Annotated in this window: 13 protein-coding genes and 1 other annotated feature; of the genes, 4 read left to right on the plus strand and 9 right to left on the minus strand. The window is 51.3% G+C overall.

Annotated elements, in window-relative coordinates; translation table 11 throughout:
- Window positions 1–205 (plus strand): hypothetical protein (locus V8L70_RS12425; protein WP_336269461.1); only part of this gene is annotated, 205 nt, incomplete at its 5' end.
- On the opposite strand, the gene V8L70_RS12430 is transcribed toward V8L70_RS12425, so the two are convergent.
- Genes V8L70_RS12430 through V8L70_RS12445 form a run of 4 tightly spaced genes read right to left on the minus strand, consistent with a single transcriptional unit; the run spans window position 156 to window position 4,041 of the window.
- Window positions 156–1,001, minus strand: coding sequence for a DUF6311 domain-containing protein (locus V8L70_RS12430; protein WP_336269462.1), 846 nt, complete (start codon window positions 999–1,001; stop codon window positions 156–158). The two genes, V8L70_RS12425 and V8L70_RS12430, sit on opposite strands and share 50 nt — an antisense overlap.
- An 8-nt stretch (window positions 1,002–1,009) precedes the next feature.
- The gene (locus tag V8L70_RS12435; protein WP_336269463.1) at window positions 1,010–2,743 is read right to left on the minus strand and encodes a DUF6311 domain-containing protein; all 1,734 of its coding nucleotides are present in this window, start codon (window positions 2,741–2,743) and stop codon (window positions 1,010–1,012) included.
- Window positions 2,744–2,746: 3 nt separating this feature from the next.
- A complete protein-coding gene (locus V8L70_RS12440; RefSeq protein ID WP_336269464.1) occupies window positions 2,747–3,685 on the minus strand; it encodes a glycosyltransferase family 2 protein in 939 nt (312 codons plus the stop codon).
- Window positions 3,685–4,041 carry a GtrA family protein gene (locus tag V8L70_RS12445; RefSeq protein WP_336269465.1) on the minus strand — a complete coding sequence of 119 codons (357 nt, stop codon included), beginning with the start codon at window positions 4,039–4,041 and terminating at the stop codon, window positions 3,685–3,687. Before V8L70_RS12445 ends, V8L70_RS12440 begins: the two co-directional genes overlap by 1 nt.
- Window positions 4,042–4,369: 328 nt before the next feature.
- Here V8L70_RS12445 and V8L70_RS12450 point away from each other — a divergent pair, with 328 nt between their 5' ends.
- From V8L70_RS12450 to flgK, 3 genes are all read left to right on the plus strand, one after another.
- Window positions 4,370–5,254, plus strand: coding sequence for a DUF4214 domain-containing protein (locus tag V8L70_RS12450; RefSeq protein ID WP_336269466.1), 885 nt, complete (start codon window positions 4,370–4,372; stop codon window positions 5,252–5,254).
- Window positions 5,255–5,266: 12 nt separating this feature from the next.
- Window positions 5,267–6,483, plus strand: a protein-coding gene (locus tag V8L70_RS12455) for an IS3 family transposase (RefSeq protein WP_336269467.1) whose coding sequence is annotated in 2 segments (ribosomal slippage) — window positions 5,267–5,552 and window positions 5,552–6,483 — 1,218 coding nt in all. Because the reading frame shifts where the segments join, the coding sequence is not laid out codon by codon here.
- Window positions 5,542–5,658, plus strand: a sequence feature (AL1L pseudoknot). (Overlaps the previous gene by 117 nt.)
- Window positions 6,484–6,811: 328 nt before the next feature.
- The gene (flgK, locus tag V8L70_RS12460) at window positions 6,812–9,508 is read left to right on the plus strand and encodes a flagellar hook-associated protein FlgK (RefSeq protein WP_336269468.1); all 2,697 of its coding nucleotides are present in this window, start codon (window positions 6,812–6,814) and stop codon (window positions 9,506–9,508) included.
- Window positions 9,509–9,572: 64 nt separating this feature from the next.
- Here flgK and V8L70_RS12465 read toward each other — a convergent pair whose 3' ends face one another.
- The 5 genes from V8L70_RS12465 to V8L70_RS12485 all read right to left on the minus strand — a co-directional run bounded on the left by V8L70_RS12465 (window position 9,573) and on the right by V8L70_RS12485 (window position 16,952).
- On the minus strand, window positions 9,573–9,803 hold the full coding sequence (locus V8L70_RS12465; protein ID WP_336269469.1) for an interleukin-like EMT inducer domain-containing protein: 231 nt from the start codon (window positions 9,801–9,803) through the stop codon (window positions 9,573–9,575).
- Window positions 9,804–9,907: 104 nt separating this feature from the next.
- Window positions 9,908–12,145 (minus strand): sulfatase-like hydrolase/transferase, encoded by a 2,238-nt coding sequence (locus tag V8L70_RS12470; RefSeq protein WP_489686883.1) that lies wholly within the window; start codon window positions 12,143–12,145, stop codon window positions 9,908–9,910.
- A 714-nt stretch (window positions 12,146–12,859) separates the two neighbouring features.
- Window positions 12,860–13,102 (minus strand): DUF6447 family protein, encoded by a 243-nt coding sequence (locus tag V8L70_RS12475; protein ID WP_336269471.1) that lies wholly within the window; start codon window positions 13,100–13,102, stop codon window positions 12,860–12,862.
- A gap of 11 nt (window positions 13,103–13,113) precedes the next feature.
- Window positions 13,114–13,896, minus strand: a complete 783-nt coding sequence (locus V8L70_RS12480) for a SapC family protein (protein WP_336269472.1) — start codon at window positions 13,894–13,896, stop codon at window positions 13,114–13,116.
- 140 nt (window positions 13,897–14,036) lie between these two features.
- Entirely contained in the window at window positions 14,037–16,952 is a 2,916-nt protein-coding gene (locus V8L70_RS12485; RefSeq protein WP_336269473.1) for a beta strand repeat-containing protein, read from the minus strand.
- Between the last annotated feature and the right edge of the window lie 269 nt (window positions 16,953–17,221).

Consider the following 17,221-nt stretch of genomic DNA (forward strand, 5'->3'; position numbering starts at 1 on the left):
AGCATTGCCCGATGATGGACAGCCCGGCGTGGCTGGTGAGGGTGCGGCGACTGGCGCGGAACTTTATGTTGGGCATGGCACTGTCTGGGTGAATGGCGATAATGGCTATATTGCCATGCAGGTCAGTGGGTTAGAAGTGCTTCCGGGGGCCGGTCTCACGGATTCAGGAAATAGAGAATGGCATCGCTTTGGGTTGGCGTTTTAATCGTATAAAGATTGGGCAGTAGCGCCCAGCCAAGTGATTCAGCAAAAGCGAGGACATCCAACGAGTAAGCCTTCGCCCCTTCTGTAATGGCATGTTCACCATGGAAAACACCCACTACATAGAGTAAAAATAACGCAACGCCTAGCGCTAAAATCGTCGCTTTCCAACGCTTCTCAGATAGTAATAAAGCACCTACTAACGTTAACGCCATAGCAGCAAGATAGGCATGGCTCCAAACGGCAAAGGTCAACGCCAGAACAAACTCCCAACGACGGCGAAAGGAATTTCCCTCTTCACCCAGAGGCACACAGCACATTGCCCAAAGAACCACCCAATAGCTGCTAAGCGCTATATGCTGGCCACCAATCATGCGAACGGGCATCATCAAACTGAATAACAAACAGAGAGTAATCAACCAGCTAGTCCACGCCTGTTTCGAAAGCAGGCAAGCCAATCGTCGCGCCATTACCGCAAACATCACCACATTGATCAATGTAAGCCAGTGAAAGTTGATAAACACACCACTCACTTGCCGCACCAGCTTGGCAAACATCGCTAGCCAAGGGCCACCATCACTGAAAAATATATTAACCCCCCCGAAATGCGGGTTAGCACCTAACGGCCAGTGCCAACGATCCTTCACAAACAGTTCGAACGCTGCTGCAGCGTTGGCATAATCGGTGTCAATCACCAGCCCCCCCGCAAGAACAGCAAGGGGGTTGCCTGCAATCAGCGCAAACGCCACCACGCCTAATAGGCACGTTATTAGCAGGTCGAATGTTCTATTCAATGGCACAACATTTCTCACTCATTGCTGGATAGTGTCGCGACGGTGGCACCATCGCTGTTAAAACAAACCGCCTGTGAATAATCGCAAACTTTGTCGGCCAGCTCGCTATCAGTCATCACATACAATGTGGAAGGCAATAATTCACCACGGCTAACTTGCGCGACATATGAACGGTTAGCTATCTCTAATGCCTCCGAATTACTTCGCGCAAAGTAAGCCACATTAATGCTCACATCATTATGAGCAGCCAACCATAAGTAAGGTTTCAGCCGCTCCATATTGCCACCCGGCAAGAAATAGATCGCATCGCTTTGATCTACCAAAGCAGCCAAGCGTGGATCTTCCAAAGTGGCATAAGGGAACGAGGAGCGCGTATCAGCCACGCGACTGCTCAAGCCATCACGTATAAAATCATTCAACGGTTTAAGATCAGACCACTGCACCCAAATCGCTATGATTAATACTACTATGCCCATTCGCGCACTCATGAAGCGCGCCGTTAACCACAGGGCAGCTAATAGCAACGCATAGAAAAGCGGCCACACTAAGCGTCCACTTGAGCGCAAATACTGCGTAATTAACTGAGTCCAATCGGGGTAAGGAATATCCCATACCAAGCGCCCAATTACCCATCGGTCGCCTAGCGCGAACACAAAAAGCATGACCAATGCTACAAATAGTGTCGCATGCTCGCGAGATACGCCACTCACTGCACTAACGGGCATGCGGCGCAGCGCTACTGTCACGGCCGATAAGCCCCAGGCCAGCATGCCCAGCCCGGCGTAGGCCTGCCCTTCATATTGCCCGGCAATAGGCGAAAGCCACCCAGGAAGTACCCTTGAACCGCTAAATAACTCCGTACCTGCCAAAAACCACGCTTCAGAGCGCGGATTAATAAATGTCATCCACTCCGCGGAGAAGTAACCAAATCCCGTTTCACGACCAACATCCAAACCGTACTGGAAATACCCCAACGCCAACATAACAAACAATACTAACGCTACGTTCATTACCGCCACGGTACACAGTCTGCCGAGCTGCGCCATCTGCCGGTGGGTAAATGCTCTTTGCGCCGAAGCTGTCCAGGCAGCCGCCCAAATAACGCCAACCATGAAAAAAAGATAAAAATGAATGGATACTGCTGCCAGTAGCAAGCCTAACCATGCCAACTCACGAGCCCAACCTGAGCGCGGTAATAACGCCATACCCAGAGCCGCCAGTACCAACCAGTGCGCGGTTAATGCCTCGTGCCCATGAGCACCAATGCCCCGCATGATAACGATTGGCGAAAGCACAATTAAGATCGCAAATAGAAACGAAAGTAATGGCTTGGCGCCCAGACGTTGAGCTACCCAAGCGCCTACCAATGCATTCAACATACTGTTGAAAAGCATCACCAAGCCCTGGTATTGAAACGGCATTGGCAACCATGCTGACACCAGCTTCAAAGGCAGTGCCAGCAGCGGGATAGCATCCATAAACACAATACTGGCATCGATCGTTGTGCCAAAACGTGGTAGTGCCCCCAGCGGCCAGCGCCACTCATCGTGACGAAATGCCTCCCAGCCTATGTAGTGCTGAAATGGATCTCCCTCTAGCAGCAACCAACGAACACTCGCAGGGTTGATGACACCCCAGCCATATAACCAAAAAGCGAATACCCCACCGCCCAGCGCCGCCGCCAACAAAGCCCCTGCTTGGCGTACGGCTAATGAAGGAGCCACCCAGCCATCGTCCGCTAAACGCATCGGTTACTCGTCCTCTACCTTGGACTGCACTACCCGACGCACGATATAGCGTGGTCGCTGTTTGCTTTCGGTATAAATCCTGCCGATGTACTCACCCAACACACCAATGCCGATTAGCTGTATCCCACCCAAAAAAAGTATGGTCGACATCAACGATGGATAGCCAGGTACAGGATTACCGGTGGTGAGTTTTTCAATAATCAGCAATGCTGCATAAACAAACGCAAACGTCGCCACCCCAAAGCCCAAATAGGTCCAAACACGCAAAGGTACCGTACTGAACGACGTGATTCCTTCCAACGCCAAGTTCCACAGCTTCCAACCGTTGAATTTAGTCTCACCGGCAACCCGCTCAGCACGGGTGTATGTGATGACCTCTGTATTGAAACCAACCCAAGAGAGCACCCCTTTCATAAATAGCTTTCGCTCAGGCAATGTTAAAATAGCATCGACTACATGACGCGCCATCAACCTAAAGTCGCCAACATTGGGCTCAATCTTGGGATCACTAATCCAGTTATGTAGCTGGTAAAACATTTCAGCTGAACGTCGCTTTAAATAGCTATCGCTACGGCGATCTGTGCGTTTTGCCAGCACCACCTCTGCTCCAGCTTTCCAGCGCTCCACCATCACGGGGATCACCTCAATGGGATCCTGCAGATCAACGTCAATCGGAATGACCGCATCTCCCGTTGCGTGCTCCAAACCGGCAAATAGCGCTGGCTCTTTGCCAAAATTTCGCGAAAAGTCTACCAGTACCACTAAAGGATCTTTTTCAGCCAACGCCTCGGCGATGCGCGCTGTAGCGTCGCGACTACCGTCGTTAACGAACACTATCTCCACGTCATAACCGGAAAGGGCCTGGCTTTCCCGCACAGCGTAATAAAACAGCGTAATTGCCGCCTCTTCGTTATAAACAGGCACGACGAGAGAGAGTTTCATTACGATCTCCGAAAAACAAACCATTGAGAAAACAGAAAGCCCACCACCAAACTTAGGCCAGAAAACACCACCAGTGTCACTAGCGGGAAGAGCTGCAACTGGTCTGCAACAGCGCCCACTAGCACACTTAAACAGCCCATAAACAGCACGAACATGGCATAACGCCCAGGTGTCGCCCGCGCTTGAAATGTGACTTTTGCATTGGCAAAAAATGAAAAAGTCACTGCTACCAAAAAAGCCATCCCGTTGCTCGCCCATTGACTGAGCCCAAGCCCCTGTAATGCCAAGAAAAGCGCCCAATGAATAGCGGTGTTAACGACCCCGACGCTGAGATAACGTGTAAAGCGCGCCCGCATATCGAACCCACCTATTAGCAAAAGCGCGCAGTTTAGCATGCTTAAACGGCTTTTCGTCTCGACATCCACTCCAAAATTGGTAACAGCGTCTTGCCCATCTTCACTTACGTTCTGTTAGCAACCACTCCCCTACAACCACAATCAGAAACAAAAAAAAACAATTATAACTAAGTTAATGTTGCTTTTATTTTGTAGTTCATTAAATTGAGAAAGCTAAAAAAATTAATTAGATCAACCTCCTTACCGTAGTGCTTATGCTTTCTCTTTGGAGAGAGTTGCCAGTGATTACGTACTCAATTAACGGAAATAATGTAAGGCAAAGGGAATCATGACAGCAAAAGAAAATATCCAACTGCTATATCTTACTTACTTTAACCGCGCTGCAGACCAGTCAGGCCTCACCTACTGGCAGGAACGCTTAGAAGCTGGTGAAAGCATCGCCTCACTGCATCAGGTATTTGCTAATCCGGACGTGCCGGAAATCAGTGCGCTTTACACCGATGTCAATAGCGCAGAAAGCTATATCAGTACAGTTTATCGCAACTTGCTCAACCGTGACCCTGATGCGAATGGCCTCGACTATTGGAGTGAGCGGATACAAGCAACGCTAGACCAAGGAACCCCGCTAGAAAGCGCAGGGCTTGCCATGCTAGCAGCATTTATGAATGCCGCGGGTGGCAACACAGGGGTCGACGCAGACACGCTAGCGGCCAAGCTTGTCATCGCTGAAACGATCACCGAAATCACCAGCGAAACACCTGAAAAGATCGCTGAGCTTTCACAGCAATACCTCGCCACCCCTGAGCTACATAGTTTTAATGAAAATGAGCTTAGTAGTCTGACGTCGCAAATCAAAGCCTCAGCACAACAGGAAACAGAAGGCTCTACGGGTGGAAGCAGCGGCGGGACAGATCAGACACCGCCTGCAATGGTGGCCGCTGAGCTTTTGGGAAATGGTGAAAGTATCACTATCAGCTACTCAGAACTTCTTACCGGCTCACCGAACCCGAGTAGCTTTACCCTAGGCAGCTTAGCAAATGTGACCGCTGTTCAAATCAACGGTAACAGCCTTGAATTGACACTAGACCGTCCCGTTTCTTCTGATGCTGAAATCACCATAAGCTATGACGCTAACACCCAAGGTTCCTTAGCTGATACATCAGGTAATGCGGCACTGAACCGCCCCGGCTTTACCGGAGACTCCATATCTTGAGAGGATGGAGTTATGAACTCACCAAAACGATATTCCCCAGAAGTCCGGGAGCGAGCTGTTCGATTAGTCCTTGAACAGCAAGGCGAATACCCGTCCAAGTGGGCGGCGATCTGCTCCATTGCCAGCAAGTTCGGCTGTACACCAGAGACTTTGAGAGCCTGGTGCAAACGCACAGAACTCACGCAGGAAAACAGCTCGGTTAACCTGCCTGAAAATGAACGACTCAAGCAGCTAGAGCGTGAAAACGTCGAATTGAAGCGCGCTAATGAAATTCTCCGTAAGGCGGCTGCTTTTTTCGCCCAGGCGGAGCTCGACCGCAAACCCAATTGATGGTGTCATTTATCGACGAGCATCGTGCTCAGTTCGGGGTCGAGTCGATTTGTAGTCAACTGCCAATCGCCCCATCGACGTATTACCACCACAAGGCACTTGAAGCTGATCCTGAACGGCGGGCAGACCGGTATCGACAGGATGCGTTTCTTACCGCTGAGATTCAGCGCGTGTGGGAAGAAAACTTCTGCGTCTACGGTGCCCGTAAGGTCTGGCGGCAACTCCGCCGTGAAGGCGTTAATGTTGCTCGTTGCACTGTAGAACGGCTCATGCGCCGCCTAGGAATTCGCGGCGTGGTGCGAGGCCAACGCCCCTTCACGACCCTCAGTGATCCCGGCCAGAAACGGGCACCTGATTTAGTGAAACGTGACTTTACGGCTATGCGTCCTAATCAGCTTTGGGTAGCCGATTTTACCTATGTCGCTACCTGGTCTGGCTTCGTTTACGTTGCGTTCGTTATCGATGTTTATGCACGCTGTATCGTGGGTTGGCGTGTAGCGACGTCGATGAGAACAGCACTGGTGCTGGACGCTCTGGAGCAAGCTCTGTGGGCACGAAAATACAGACCAGGGTTGATCCACCATAGTGATAGGGGAAGCCAATATCTCTCGATCCGCTACACCGAGCGTATGGCTGACGAGGGTATCAATGCCTCAGTTGGCACCACCGGCGACTCCTACGACAATGCGCTGGCCGAGACCATAATCGGCTTGTTCAAAACGGAGGTGATCCATCATCGTGGCCCATGGAGGGGACTGGATACCGTTGAGTATGCCACGCTGGAGTGGGTTGACTGGTACAACAATCGCCGACTGCTGGAACCCATCGGAAACGTTCCACCAGCAGAACGAGAAAGGACGTATTATCGTCAATTGGAGGAGTCGGGTGAAGCTGCCTGACTCAAACAAACCGGTCTTCGGAATAACCGGGGCGGTTCACCCATCACAGTTAGAGAGAATCGGCACCACTTCTCTTTTCATTAAAAAACAAACCAAACGGTTGTCTTAGTCTGCGTGCTTGTGAGTGTCACATCCCATGTGAGATTCAGCGTACATCATCACCGCCAACGAAGCATCGCCGTTCATCCTTACCTTCCAGTAGGGAATTTATTCATCTCCCACCCCCTCTTTTCAGCTACCCTCCCCTAATAAAAAAATGGTAAAGTCCACTTTGCTAAATTACTAAAAACACTGCGATTTCAGCAGGTGGCGACAAGGGCAATGGGCGATGAGCATGTTTTCAACGGGACTAAGCGGGCTAAATGCAGCACAAAATGCCCTTAACTCCACCAGTAACAATATCAGCAACGTTTACACGCCAGGCTTCAACCGGGAAGTGACGGTACTGGGTGAAAAATCGTCGGGCAGTGGCGGCGTTCAGGTCAATGATACCGAACGCCAGTTCAATCACTATGTGGCCGATCAGCTCAATAATGCACGTACCCAATCCAGCGCGTTGGAAAAATATTCCCAGCAGATAGAGCAAATCGACAACCTGCTCGCCGACCGCGAAGCGGGCCTTGCACCGCTGATGCAAACCTTCTTTTCCAGCCTAGAAGACCTGGCCAGCGCCCCTTCAGACCCAGCTGCTCGCCAAGGCGTCATCGGCACTGCCCAAACGCTTAGTGCCCAGTTCCGCTCGTTTGATGGCTATCTGCAAGATATGCAGAGCAACCTCAACAGCGAGATCAAAGACGAAATTACCCAGGTCAATAACACCACCCAGCAAATTGCCGGGCTTAATCGTGAAATTGCACTGGCACGCGCACGTAACGGCGAAGCGCCCAATAGCCTGCTCAACCAGCGCGACCATATGATCGCCGAGTTAAACGAGCGCCTGGACGTACGGCTTAACATTCAAGATGGAAAAACCTACAACATTAGCCTGCCCAATGGCCAACCGTTGGTTACCAATACTGACGCCTTCTCGCTGCGCCCGGTGGCGTCCGGGACCGACCCCCAGCGCACCGTTATCGGCTACCGGGATGGGGGTGGAAACGTCGTGCCACTAGACGAAGAATTGATTACCGGTGGCAGCTTGGGCGGGCTAATGCGCTTTCGTCAGGAAGCATTAGACAAAAGCCAAAACCAAATTGGCCAACTCGCCGTCTCGCTAACTACCGCCTTTAACGAAGTACACAAGCAAGGCATTGATTTAAGCGGCCAACAAGGGCAAGACTTTTACTCCATTGGCGCCCCCCAAGCCTATAGCGGCAAAGACAACAGCGCAGAAGTAGGCACGATTAGCTTTGACGCAACACTCGTAGAAGACGTGCGCGCCACCGACTATCAGGTACGTTACGACGGTAGCGACTTTAGCGTTACCCGGCACGATAACGGCGAGGAAGTGGATGCTGAGTGGGATGGCAATACGCTCTCCTTTGGCGGCATTGACCTCACGCTGGCCGGCTCCCCATCGGCGGGTGATACGTTTAACGTGCAACCCGTGCGCCGCGCCGCAGCAGATATGGACGTACTGATCAACGACCTGGATAAGGTTGCTGCAGCCCTCGGCCCGGTGCGCCCCATGCCCTACTCCACGGTGGATTTTCAATCGCAAAGCACCACGCGTCTGGGTCAAACAGAGAGTTTTGCCAGTAAATTTGCCACAGGAAGTAAATTGACTGGAGAACCTTCAGGCATTAAGCCATTTGCCTTTATTCCTGTTGGCGCCAAAAATGTTGAAATACACCTCTATGATTTGGGGGCGGATGATGACATCCAGCTCTTCACCCGAGATGGTAAACACCTCGTCGGTACTCCCATCACGGGAAGTGATGCTGACCATACATGGACGAGTAATAACATTGCTTCTGTAGGTGACCTTGAATCACAAGTGTTCACTTTAGCCCGCGGGTTTCCTGAGGGCACGACTTACAGTAATGAAGAACTGCTTTTTCACAAAGGCACTGAATTTTCAAGTGACCTTGCCGATGGTGTGCCCTCCAGCTACAACAGTATGACCTTTACTTATACCGGTGATGCGGATCATTTTGACAGTGAAGGCACTATTAATGACGGCAGCAGCTCTCTCGACGGCATGAATGAAAAGTTAAATATCGACACGGTTACTGAACCACTCTTCGTGCTGGTATCGGGAAACGGTTACTTCAACATCACCGCCACTTGGGATGAAATGCCCGGCATACCGGGTAGCAGCAGTGTTACTCCAGACAACACCCCCATTGGCCGCGTGCAGAGCCAGCTTGAAGTTAGCGATGTTGAGGTATCCCCAGCGTTTAAACAGATGGATGCCAACTACCAGCCGCCCAGCTTTGCGATTAAAGCCGCTGACGACGGCGCACTCACCTTAGGGCTCTTCGGGGCGGATAGCAGCAACAACCTGTTTGTTTCCCCAGATGCAGGCTCGGTGCCCAGCTCCCCACCGCCGGAAGGCATTTACAGCGTCTTTAAAGAAGACGGCACTGAAATCGACAATGTGCTCTCGGTGAATACCGGTACAGGCGACACCTTAGCGGTTGGTGAGCGCCTCACAATTAAAGACGATGCCACGGGCAATACCATCCTCAGCTTCACCATCGACGAGCTGCCCAGTAACGGCACCACCAGCGGCGTTACTTTTACAGGCCTATCAGGCTCTACCGGCCCCGGCGACAACCGCAACGCGCTTGCCTTACAGAACTTACAAAGCGAAGTGACGGTGGGGGCAAGCGCCACCTTCAGCGGTGCCTATGGCACCATGGTTAGTGATGTCGGGAATCGCACCAACATCACCCAGGTAAACCTGGATGCGCGACAAGGGCTAACCGATCAGCTGCGCGCAGTACAACAGTCCGAGTCGGGCGTTAACTTAGATGAAGAAGCCGCGAACCTAATACGTTACCAGCAGTTTTACCAAGCCAACGCCCGCGTGATTGATACCGCCTCGAGCCTCTTCGACACCATCCTTGGCCTAAGGAGCTAAACAACTAGATCAACGCCCAATAGCTACCCACTATGGTTCCAATCATTTGAAACCTAACATAGTTTCAGGGATGCAATAACCCCATCTCATGCAAGCGAGCCACGGCATCTGGTGATAAAGCAGCGCTAAACTCATCCGTGGTCACGAATACCATCAATGCCCCCTTTGGCACTTGCGCTAACGTATTTATTAATGCCTCACTATCACTCAGATCACCATGGGTGTCGAAACGATAGCGTTGCTCATCACCGGAAGGCGTTTTGACCCAGAGATTAATACCTCGTTGCAATGTCATAAGATGCTTTCCGTCGCGTCGTAGATAGGCGTTTTCCCAATTCTTTGCAAGGAATCCACCAGTCGCACGCACGTCCAGCTCCGACCCATCATCCAACAGCATCATTAGTCGCGATACGCTCTCCCACCCCCCCCCGGCGATAGATAATCCGCTAGAACCCGTTCATCCTTAATGGCTGCCGCCACCCATGCACTGCGGTATTCTGGCTGTGATGAGGATAAAGGCTCCCGTATATCAAACTCGGGCTGCAATATATTGGCCTGCCAAGCAGGCACAATGATCTCTGGTAGCAGGCGGCGTCGATCATTGAGCCCTTTCCATTCAATAAATGCATGACCGGGCAAGGGTATCGCTTTCGCTAATACAGCCATCTCGCGCGCGGATGATGAAACAACCTCCCCACCGGCGCTTTTCAGACGAAGATGCTGCAACAACTCACGGGTAAACTCATGGTCACTGGGCGAGCTCAGAAAGGGCTCTAGGTCACTAAGCGACAAGTCGTAGGTGTTTTTGCCCTGAAGTACCATTGCTGGCCAGCTTATACCTTGGCCTTTCCCCGCTAACAAACATAGCTCTGCCTTACCCGAGTCTAGAGCCCCCCCTTCAACCAGCGTTTCTGGCAATACGTTACATTTATCTACCCATACAAAACTTATGGCGTCCTTAGCACTCTCCAAGACATCCAGCAGCTGGTTGGCCCTGAGTGTCTGATCTAGGCGCAAATTGTCCTGAAACGTCATCATTGCTGGAAGCGCCACCTCATGCGTACCAATGAGCGCCCTCTCTGCTGCGAGTTCAACTTTCAGCCCTTTGTTAAGGCTGGGGTATTGCCACAGGTGTCGCACTGTAGCAAAGCGCTCGCGTATCGCTGTTTTCGGTTCAGCGTGGGCTTCCATAAACGTTTCACCTTGCGCAAGTAGATTACGTCCATACCCCAGCGCCGGGATATCAAACCCCATTTGGTGCAATAGTGTCGCTCCTACATCCATTAGAGATGATGGCCGTGCAACGTTTATGCCTTCCGGCAATTCCTCAGTATTTATGCTGGGCATCATGAGCAGATTGTGGCGCGGTTTCTGGGCAAGGACATCCGACGCAGAGTTAGGCAAGGCAAGATGATCAGACATCACCACCACTAGCGTTTCATCGGCATTTTCAGCACTAAGCACATAATCAACGAACTCAGCTAGCAACTGGTCACTGCAATGCACGGCATTAAGGATAGGATTGTCGCCATTTCCATAAGGTATATCTCGGCAGCGTTGTGAGACATGCCCTTTGGGGTGATGGGTATCAAGCGTAAGAAGCGATAAAGCAAAGGGCTGAGAGTCGCCCGCCAAGCTATCGAAGCGGGTTTTCGCCATCTCAAGCAATGAATCGTCGTAGAGCCCCCACTGATTTACATAGCGGGGCTCATCTAGCCTTAATTCGAGTTGCTCGCGGCCCTCCACATGCCACGCGCCATGACTCTCATAGAAGAGATTCTTATCCGCAAAGGAACTATCCGCTCCCCCCATATAATGGAGTTGGTAGCCATGCTGACTAAGAATATCCCCCATGCAATGGGCTTCGGAAAGGAATTGTTCCGTGCTCACATTGGCATTTCGCGTATTACTGGCGGTGACCAATGGCACGCCACATTGGCTAGCTACCATGCCGCCGATGGTCCAGGTCATACCGGGCAGAGATTCCACTCGGGAGAATGACAGACTCTTTTCACGCATGGCGCTAAGGCGTGGCATCAGCCCAGGGAAGCGATCAGCATCAAAGTAGCTCGCCTCCAGCGATTCTGCATAGATCAAGACGAGGTTTTTGGGCTTAGTGGTCTCGTCTATAAGGCCCACCTCCCTTGGATACACTAGGTCATCAGGCAGCGCTGTCACAGGCACTTCGGCAAGATACACCTGTGTAACCTTATAAGCCCCCATGAGCCCCGGGTTAATGCCAAGTGCGCCAACCAGCACCACTATCGCTAATGACGCGGATAACCGTCCAGAATGCAACCGCATCGCCAAGTGGTAGCAGTACACACCATAAGCCACAGCCGCGAACAACAACCCGATTATCAATACGATGGTAAAGTGATATTCTCCAAACCCCGCGCCTTCCAGACCAACAATCAAATGGTAAAGCACTGCTTCATTGATACCGCTTCCCGCCAGCCGCAGCGATCCAATATGAGCAACCGACACCACCGCCAGCAACAGCCCCAGCACAGCGGCCACCAAGGCAAACGCCTTATGGCGCAAGAACATCCAGCACGCCAAAAGGTACATCATTAAAGAGAGAAGCAACCAACCAACACCCATATAACACAACCTGAAGAAGAAAAGACCATGCATCAGCAACTGACGCCACCCACGAAGCCACACCACCGCAATCACTAGCGGGCAAGGCCGACGCTCGTCAGCGACCCCGCCACAACGAACATGTCGTTTAGGTTACCAGAATATGACAGTGACTTGTCTGCCTATAAGGGAAATAATCAATCAGGAGCTATCACACACGTGGTTGGGACTATTACCCAACAACTTCAGGAAGGAACTTGCTTTTCATCAAAATAAAGATTACATCGTTTACCCAACCATTGAGCTATTCCATGCCGTCCTCAGACCCAAGCCGTTTCGACAATTTCGCCTTCACTAGGCCTATTTCATTTCCCTTCAAGTTTGTCAAGGGGCTCGCAACTAGCCGCATCCCTTCCTTGGGTAGTTCTTCACTCAAGGCGTGCACATAGGAGGTATTTGCCGCCCGATAGATCGCCAACTGATACCTCAGTCTAGCGATCTATGTGTTAGTGACACTCAAATGCCAAAGCACTCCTATTTCTACCACTAGCGATTTACCAGCTTCGCGGCACGATGGATTTCGTGTCGATTCACTTTCCAATTTTCCAACTTGTCAGAACTGAAACCTAGGTACAGCGTTTACTCAACATAATCTGGCCCAGTGACAGGCGCCCATTGCTGGTAAGCCAAGACTTCGTAGTCGGCACCCGCTTCAATCAGGTCGTAACAGCTGCGAAAGCCCCAAGCTGGTTATCAGCAGTAGGATCTTCAATGTTTAACTGACGCGTTTTTCTTGGCATCGGTCTTTTGCGTCTTCGATAGCTCTTCACTCAACGCCCGCGCATAGGCGGTACGTGCCGTTTGATAAATGGCCAGCTGCTGCTTGAGCTTTTCGATCTCGGCATCGGTCACGCGCAGGTTGGTGACTTGTGCCTTGGCGTTGTCAGATAGGTCGGCCACGTTATATTCGGTGCCGTCGATGGTGATGGTCTGTTTCTGTTCATCTGCCATGGGTAAAACTCCTAATCAAAATCAAAGGTTAGCTCGTCATCATCCACACCATCGAGCACACTATCAAGGTTTTCCGGTACTTCCTGGGTGGCGCCGTGTTCAGCGTGGATGTCCGCAACTTTTCGTAGCATCTGGGTGTGCTGCATGGAGATCAGCTGACAATATATGGCTGACAGTGCACCCGCTTGGTGAAGCCGTGCTAAAGCATCATTGTCGAGAGATTCGAGTTTGCTTTCATCAATGCAATAAAGACCCTCAATAACCTTTTTTCCTTCGCCCGTCTCAATAGTTAAGGGCCAAGGTACAACAAGCCTTTCAGTTTGGAGGGAGTCACAAATGCGCTGAGTCAACTGCCGGCTGTTCTGCAATTGTTGGAGAAAGCCCAGCACATCTTTCACAGACTGGGCTGGCTCATTATTATCATCGAAGAAGGGTTGTTCAAAGCGTTCGTCCAACAAGCCACTATCAGCATCTATGTATAGCACGAGTTGATTATTTTCAGCTTCAGCGAGTGCAAATGGATAACTACGATAGGTGGCGGGGATATAAGAACCAATCCAGCCTCCATTTGGGGCAACAAAAAGGTTCTGCCCCTTTTTAACCCCTAGTAGAGCAACGGGAATATAGCCTTTGCCCTGTTGAATAAAGGCAATTGGCAGGCTGGTACAAGCCTTTGTCAGTTCCTGTATCACCAAGGGGACTACAGTATCTTGTGCAGCAAACTGGTAGTTATCAAAGCGCTTCCAGCGTAGGTGAGCATGAGCAGTTTGAGAAATAATTTGGTAGTTAGACATCGTATCTCCTTGATTTTTTCCTAAGCGCACTACGCTAAAATGCGCTGAAGAAAAACCCCACCCCTCTTACGAAGGGTGGGGTTTCTGTGTCTTCTAGCTCAAGCGTCTACTATCAGGTAGTTGCCTGTTCCCTAAGGAAATTAAACAAGGAAGACGTCTGAGGCAGCATTCACTCCCAGCTCTGTAACATCAGCCACACCAGCCAGCTTCACTACGAAGTCGTCAGTAATATCACTTGTGGCACCACCCTGCTGATACACATAAGTGTTGCCAATGTATTCAAACGCGACTGCTGCATTAGCTGCAGTTACAGCAGCATCAACCATGCCGATGGCTGCATCCAGAGTGGTCGGACCGGTACCCAGGAAGGTAACCACGCCCTTGGCAACATCCACATCCGTGGAAGGAGTTGCTTCAGTACCGACAGTAGCTGCAGTAGTGAAGTCCAGAATATCAGCAACCTTCACGGCCTCGGCTTCTTTGGAAGCTGCCTTGGCGAAGCCTTCAACGGACTCGATGTCAGCGGAGGTAGTAATAACACCGCCCGCCTTCACAACGTCAGCGCCCGAGCCTAACTTGACAGTACCGGCATTCATGATGTCAGCAAGATCAACTGTGAGGCTGCCGGTCATTTCAGAAGCATTGACTGTAGCCAGCTTGTTGACTGTAACACCAGCCTTGAGCGCAAAATCAAGAGTCAATGCTTCGCTGCCGCTTACGGTAGCGGAAGTCAGAATACCGTTAGCGGCGACAGCAGCATCAGCACCAATGGTGTAGGACAGCAGGTTGGTAGCGTTTGTACCACCGGAAACTACTTCCAGGGTTGCCGCCTTAGTGCCTTCTAGAACGATGGCTTGGTTGTTTTCTGTTGCTACTGCTCCAACAGTCTGTGCAAAGCCAGAATCAGAAGCGAACTCGGCCTTCAGCGAAGTTGCATTGGTAGCAACAGCGGACACAGCTGCATCATTAGCAACCGTTGTGCTCGTGCTGTCGGAGTCAACTTTCACAGTCATTGCGCCGGCTGTTTTTTGAGTCAACGTAACCACTTCATTAGCACCAGCAACCGGAGCAGTTTTAACTGTAGTTGTGCCAGCAGCTATCATGTTTTCAACTGCCGTAAAACCAACACCTGCACCCACGTTAGTCAGGGTTGCTGCGCCAGTTGTAACACCAGAACCCACGAGGCCGGCAACGGTATTGTTGGCAGCTAGAATATCGAGGTCGAGGGTTTTATTGGACATGCCAACCACATCGAACACTTCGAAGTTGGTAAATACGCCAACATTGGCCGCACCAACCAGTTCCAACGCCAAAGTATCACTTCCTTCCCCACCATCAATAACTGTGGTTGCAGTGGCGGTAGAGTTGACCACAGAGCCACCCGTTGCAAACAACAGCTTGTCGTCACCAGCACCAAGATTCACAGTAGTGCCCGCAGCTAGGGCGGAGGCAGCGGTAATGGCGTCGTTACCAGCACCTGTGTCAAAGGTAGACTTAGCGGTTTGAACCGTAGTAAATGTGTCTTTGCCAGCCCCCGTCTTGATGTCTGTCATGCCGGCAGCAAAGCCATTTAGCGCGATATTACCGGTCGCAGCAGTGCCGTCAAATGAGGTTGCGGCAGCAGCAGCAAGTGTAAGAGTAATATTACCGGCACCAGTTGCCTTAACGGCAGTGGCGTCAGCTGCAGTCAAAGTAAGCTGGTTCACACCAGTGGAATTGACGGCAACAGTCTTGTAGTTAGCTGTAGTGCTTGCATCCACTGCCACGCCAGCCACCAGAGCCTTGGTGGTAGCATTATAACCAGCGTTCTCAACGTTGACCGTCAGAGATTCGGTTGCGGTATTGGTCAGTGATGTTACTAGGGCTGCATCCTGATTTTTCAAGGTGATTGAATTAAGCGCATCGCCTTTAGCAGTAGCAGTACCTGCGGCGATCTTATCGAAAGTCACTGACTCAAGCGTTTTGCCGGCTGCACCTGCACCAGCAACGGTGTTAGTGACGTCGGACGTTGAAGCTGCGCCTTTAACAGTTACATTGGTCAGCGCATCACCCGCCACCGTCACAACACCCGGAGCAGCGACAGAAACAACCTTGCCACCAACGGTGTCCGCTGTGCCGGCGCCAACTGCGACGGTTAAATCAACGTCATTTGCAACCTTAATGTTGTGCGCAGTCGCACCCGTGTCTTGAGACTTCAGGTTAACTTTGGTGGCACCTGTCATACCGGACAGATCCAGCGCAGTGCCTGCCGCACCCAGCGTACCGGTCGTAGCGATGTTGACATTCTCAACATTCTCGATAGTAGCGGTACCCACAGTGAATGCAGCGGTGGAAGCAGTAGCAGTATCGTCGACATTAAGCGTGTCGGTGCCCGCTCCACCATTGATAGAGTCCAGACCACCCAAGGTCTTGACCGGCGTAGCGCCATCTGTGGTGGGTGCATTAAACGTATCGTCGTTTGCATTACCGGTCAGGTTGTCGATACCTGCAGTGAGACTGAAGGTTTCGCCAACAGTGGTTTCGTCTTGGTCTGCTTGCACCATAGTGCTGAGCTGTGCGTCAACGTCTACGGTGGCAACATCAGTTTCAGCATCAACAGTGGCGAGGAAATCGCGCGCACTGTTGGCAGCAGCGTCACCAGCGTAAGCTAGCACTTCTTCAGAAGTGTCGATCGCCGCTGTGAAGTCAGCCGCTACGGCTACTTTGTTGCTAAGGGCAGTCGCGTCTTCGTTCTGAGCACCGTTAGCGATGTCCAGTGCGATTTCTGCAAGAGTGCTCTCACCGCTGGCCAACTGACCTGCGTAGAAGTCAAGACCGGCCAATTCAGCACTACGACCAAACATTTGCTGGTAGAGATTGTTGATAAGCTGGTTAGTGGTTAGGTCGCCAAAGCGCGCATCGAACTCAGCAGAGTTACCGAAGGCATTGACCATTGCGTCTACGCCATTGGCATCGATTTCTTCTGCCCAGTAGTTTAGACCATCGCGGTCAGCCGGACGGCCGTAATAAGCGACATACAGTGTTTGAGCCAGATTTAAAGATTCTTGTGTTGCCATGGGACTATAGTCTCCTTGCTTTACAATGGCCGCCCCAAACAGTTGGAACGGGCCTTTTATTACCTTGAGCGCTCAAGGTGAAGCTTGTGCGTTGCCCTGGTGATTCAGCGGGGTGGATACAATGAGTGGAAGTTCCTTTGCTCACTTTACCTCCTTCGCACTAGGCTACGCGGTTAATGTATAGGGCAAAATCATTACAAGTCAATGTTAATGCCCTATGTTTTATTCAATTTACGTTTAGAACACTACGGTAACATACCCTTAGGAGT

Origin of the sequence: Vreelandella arctica (assembly GCF_037070215.1) — a bacterium.
In the GTDB taxonomy this organism is placed as follows: domain Bacteria; phylum Pseudomonadota; class Gammaproteobacteria; order Pseudomonadales; family Halomonadaceae; genus Vreelandella; species Vreelandella arctica.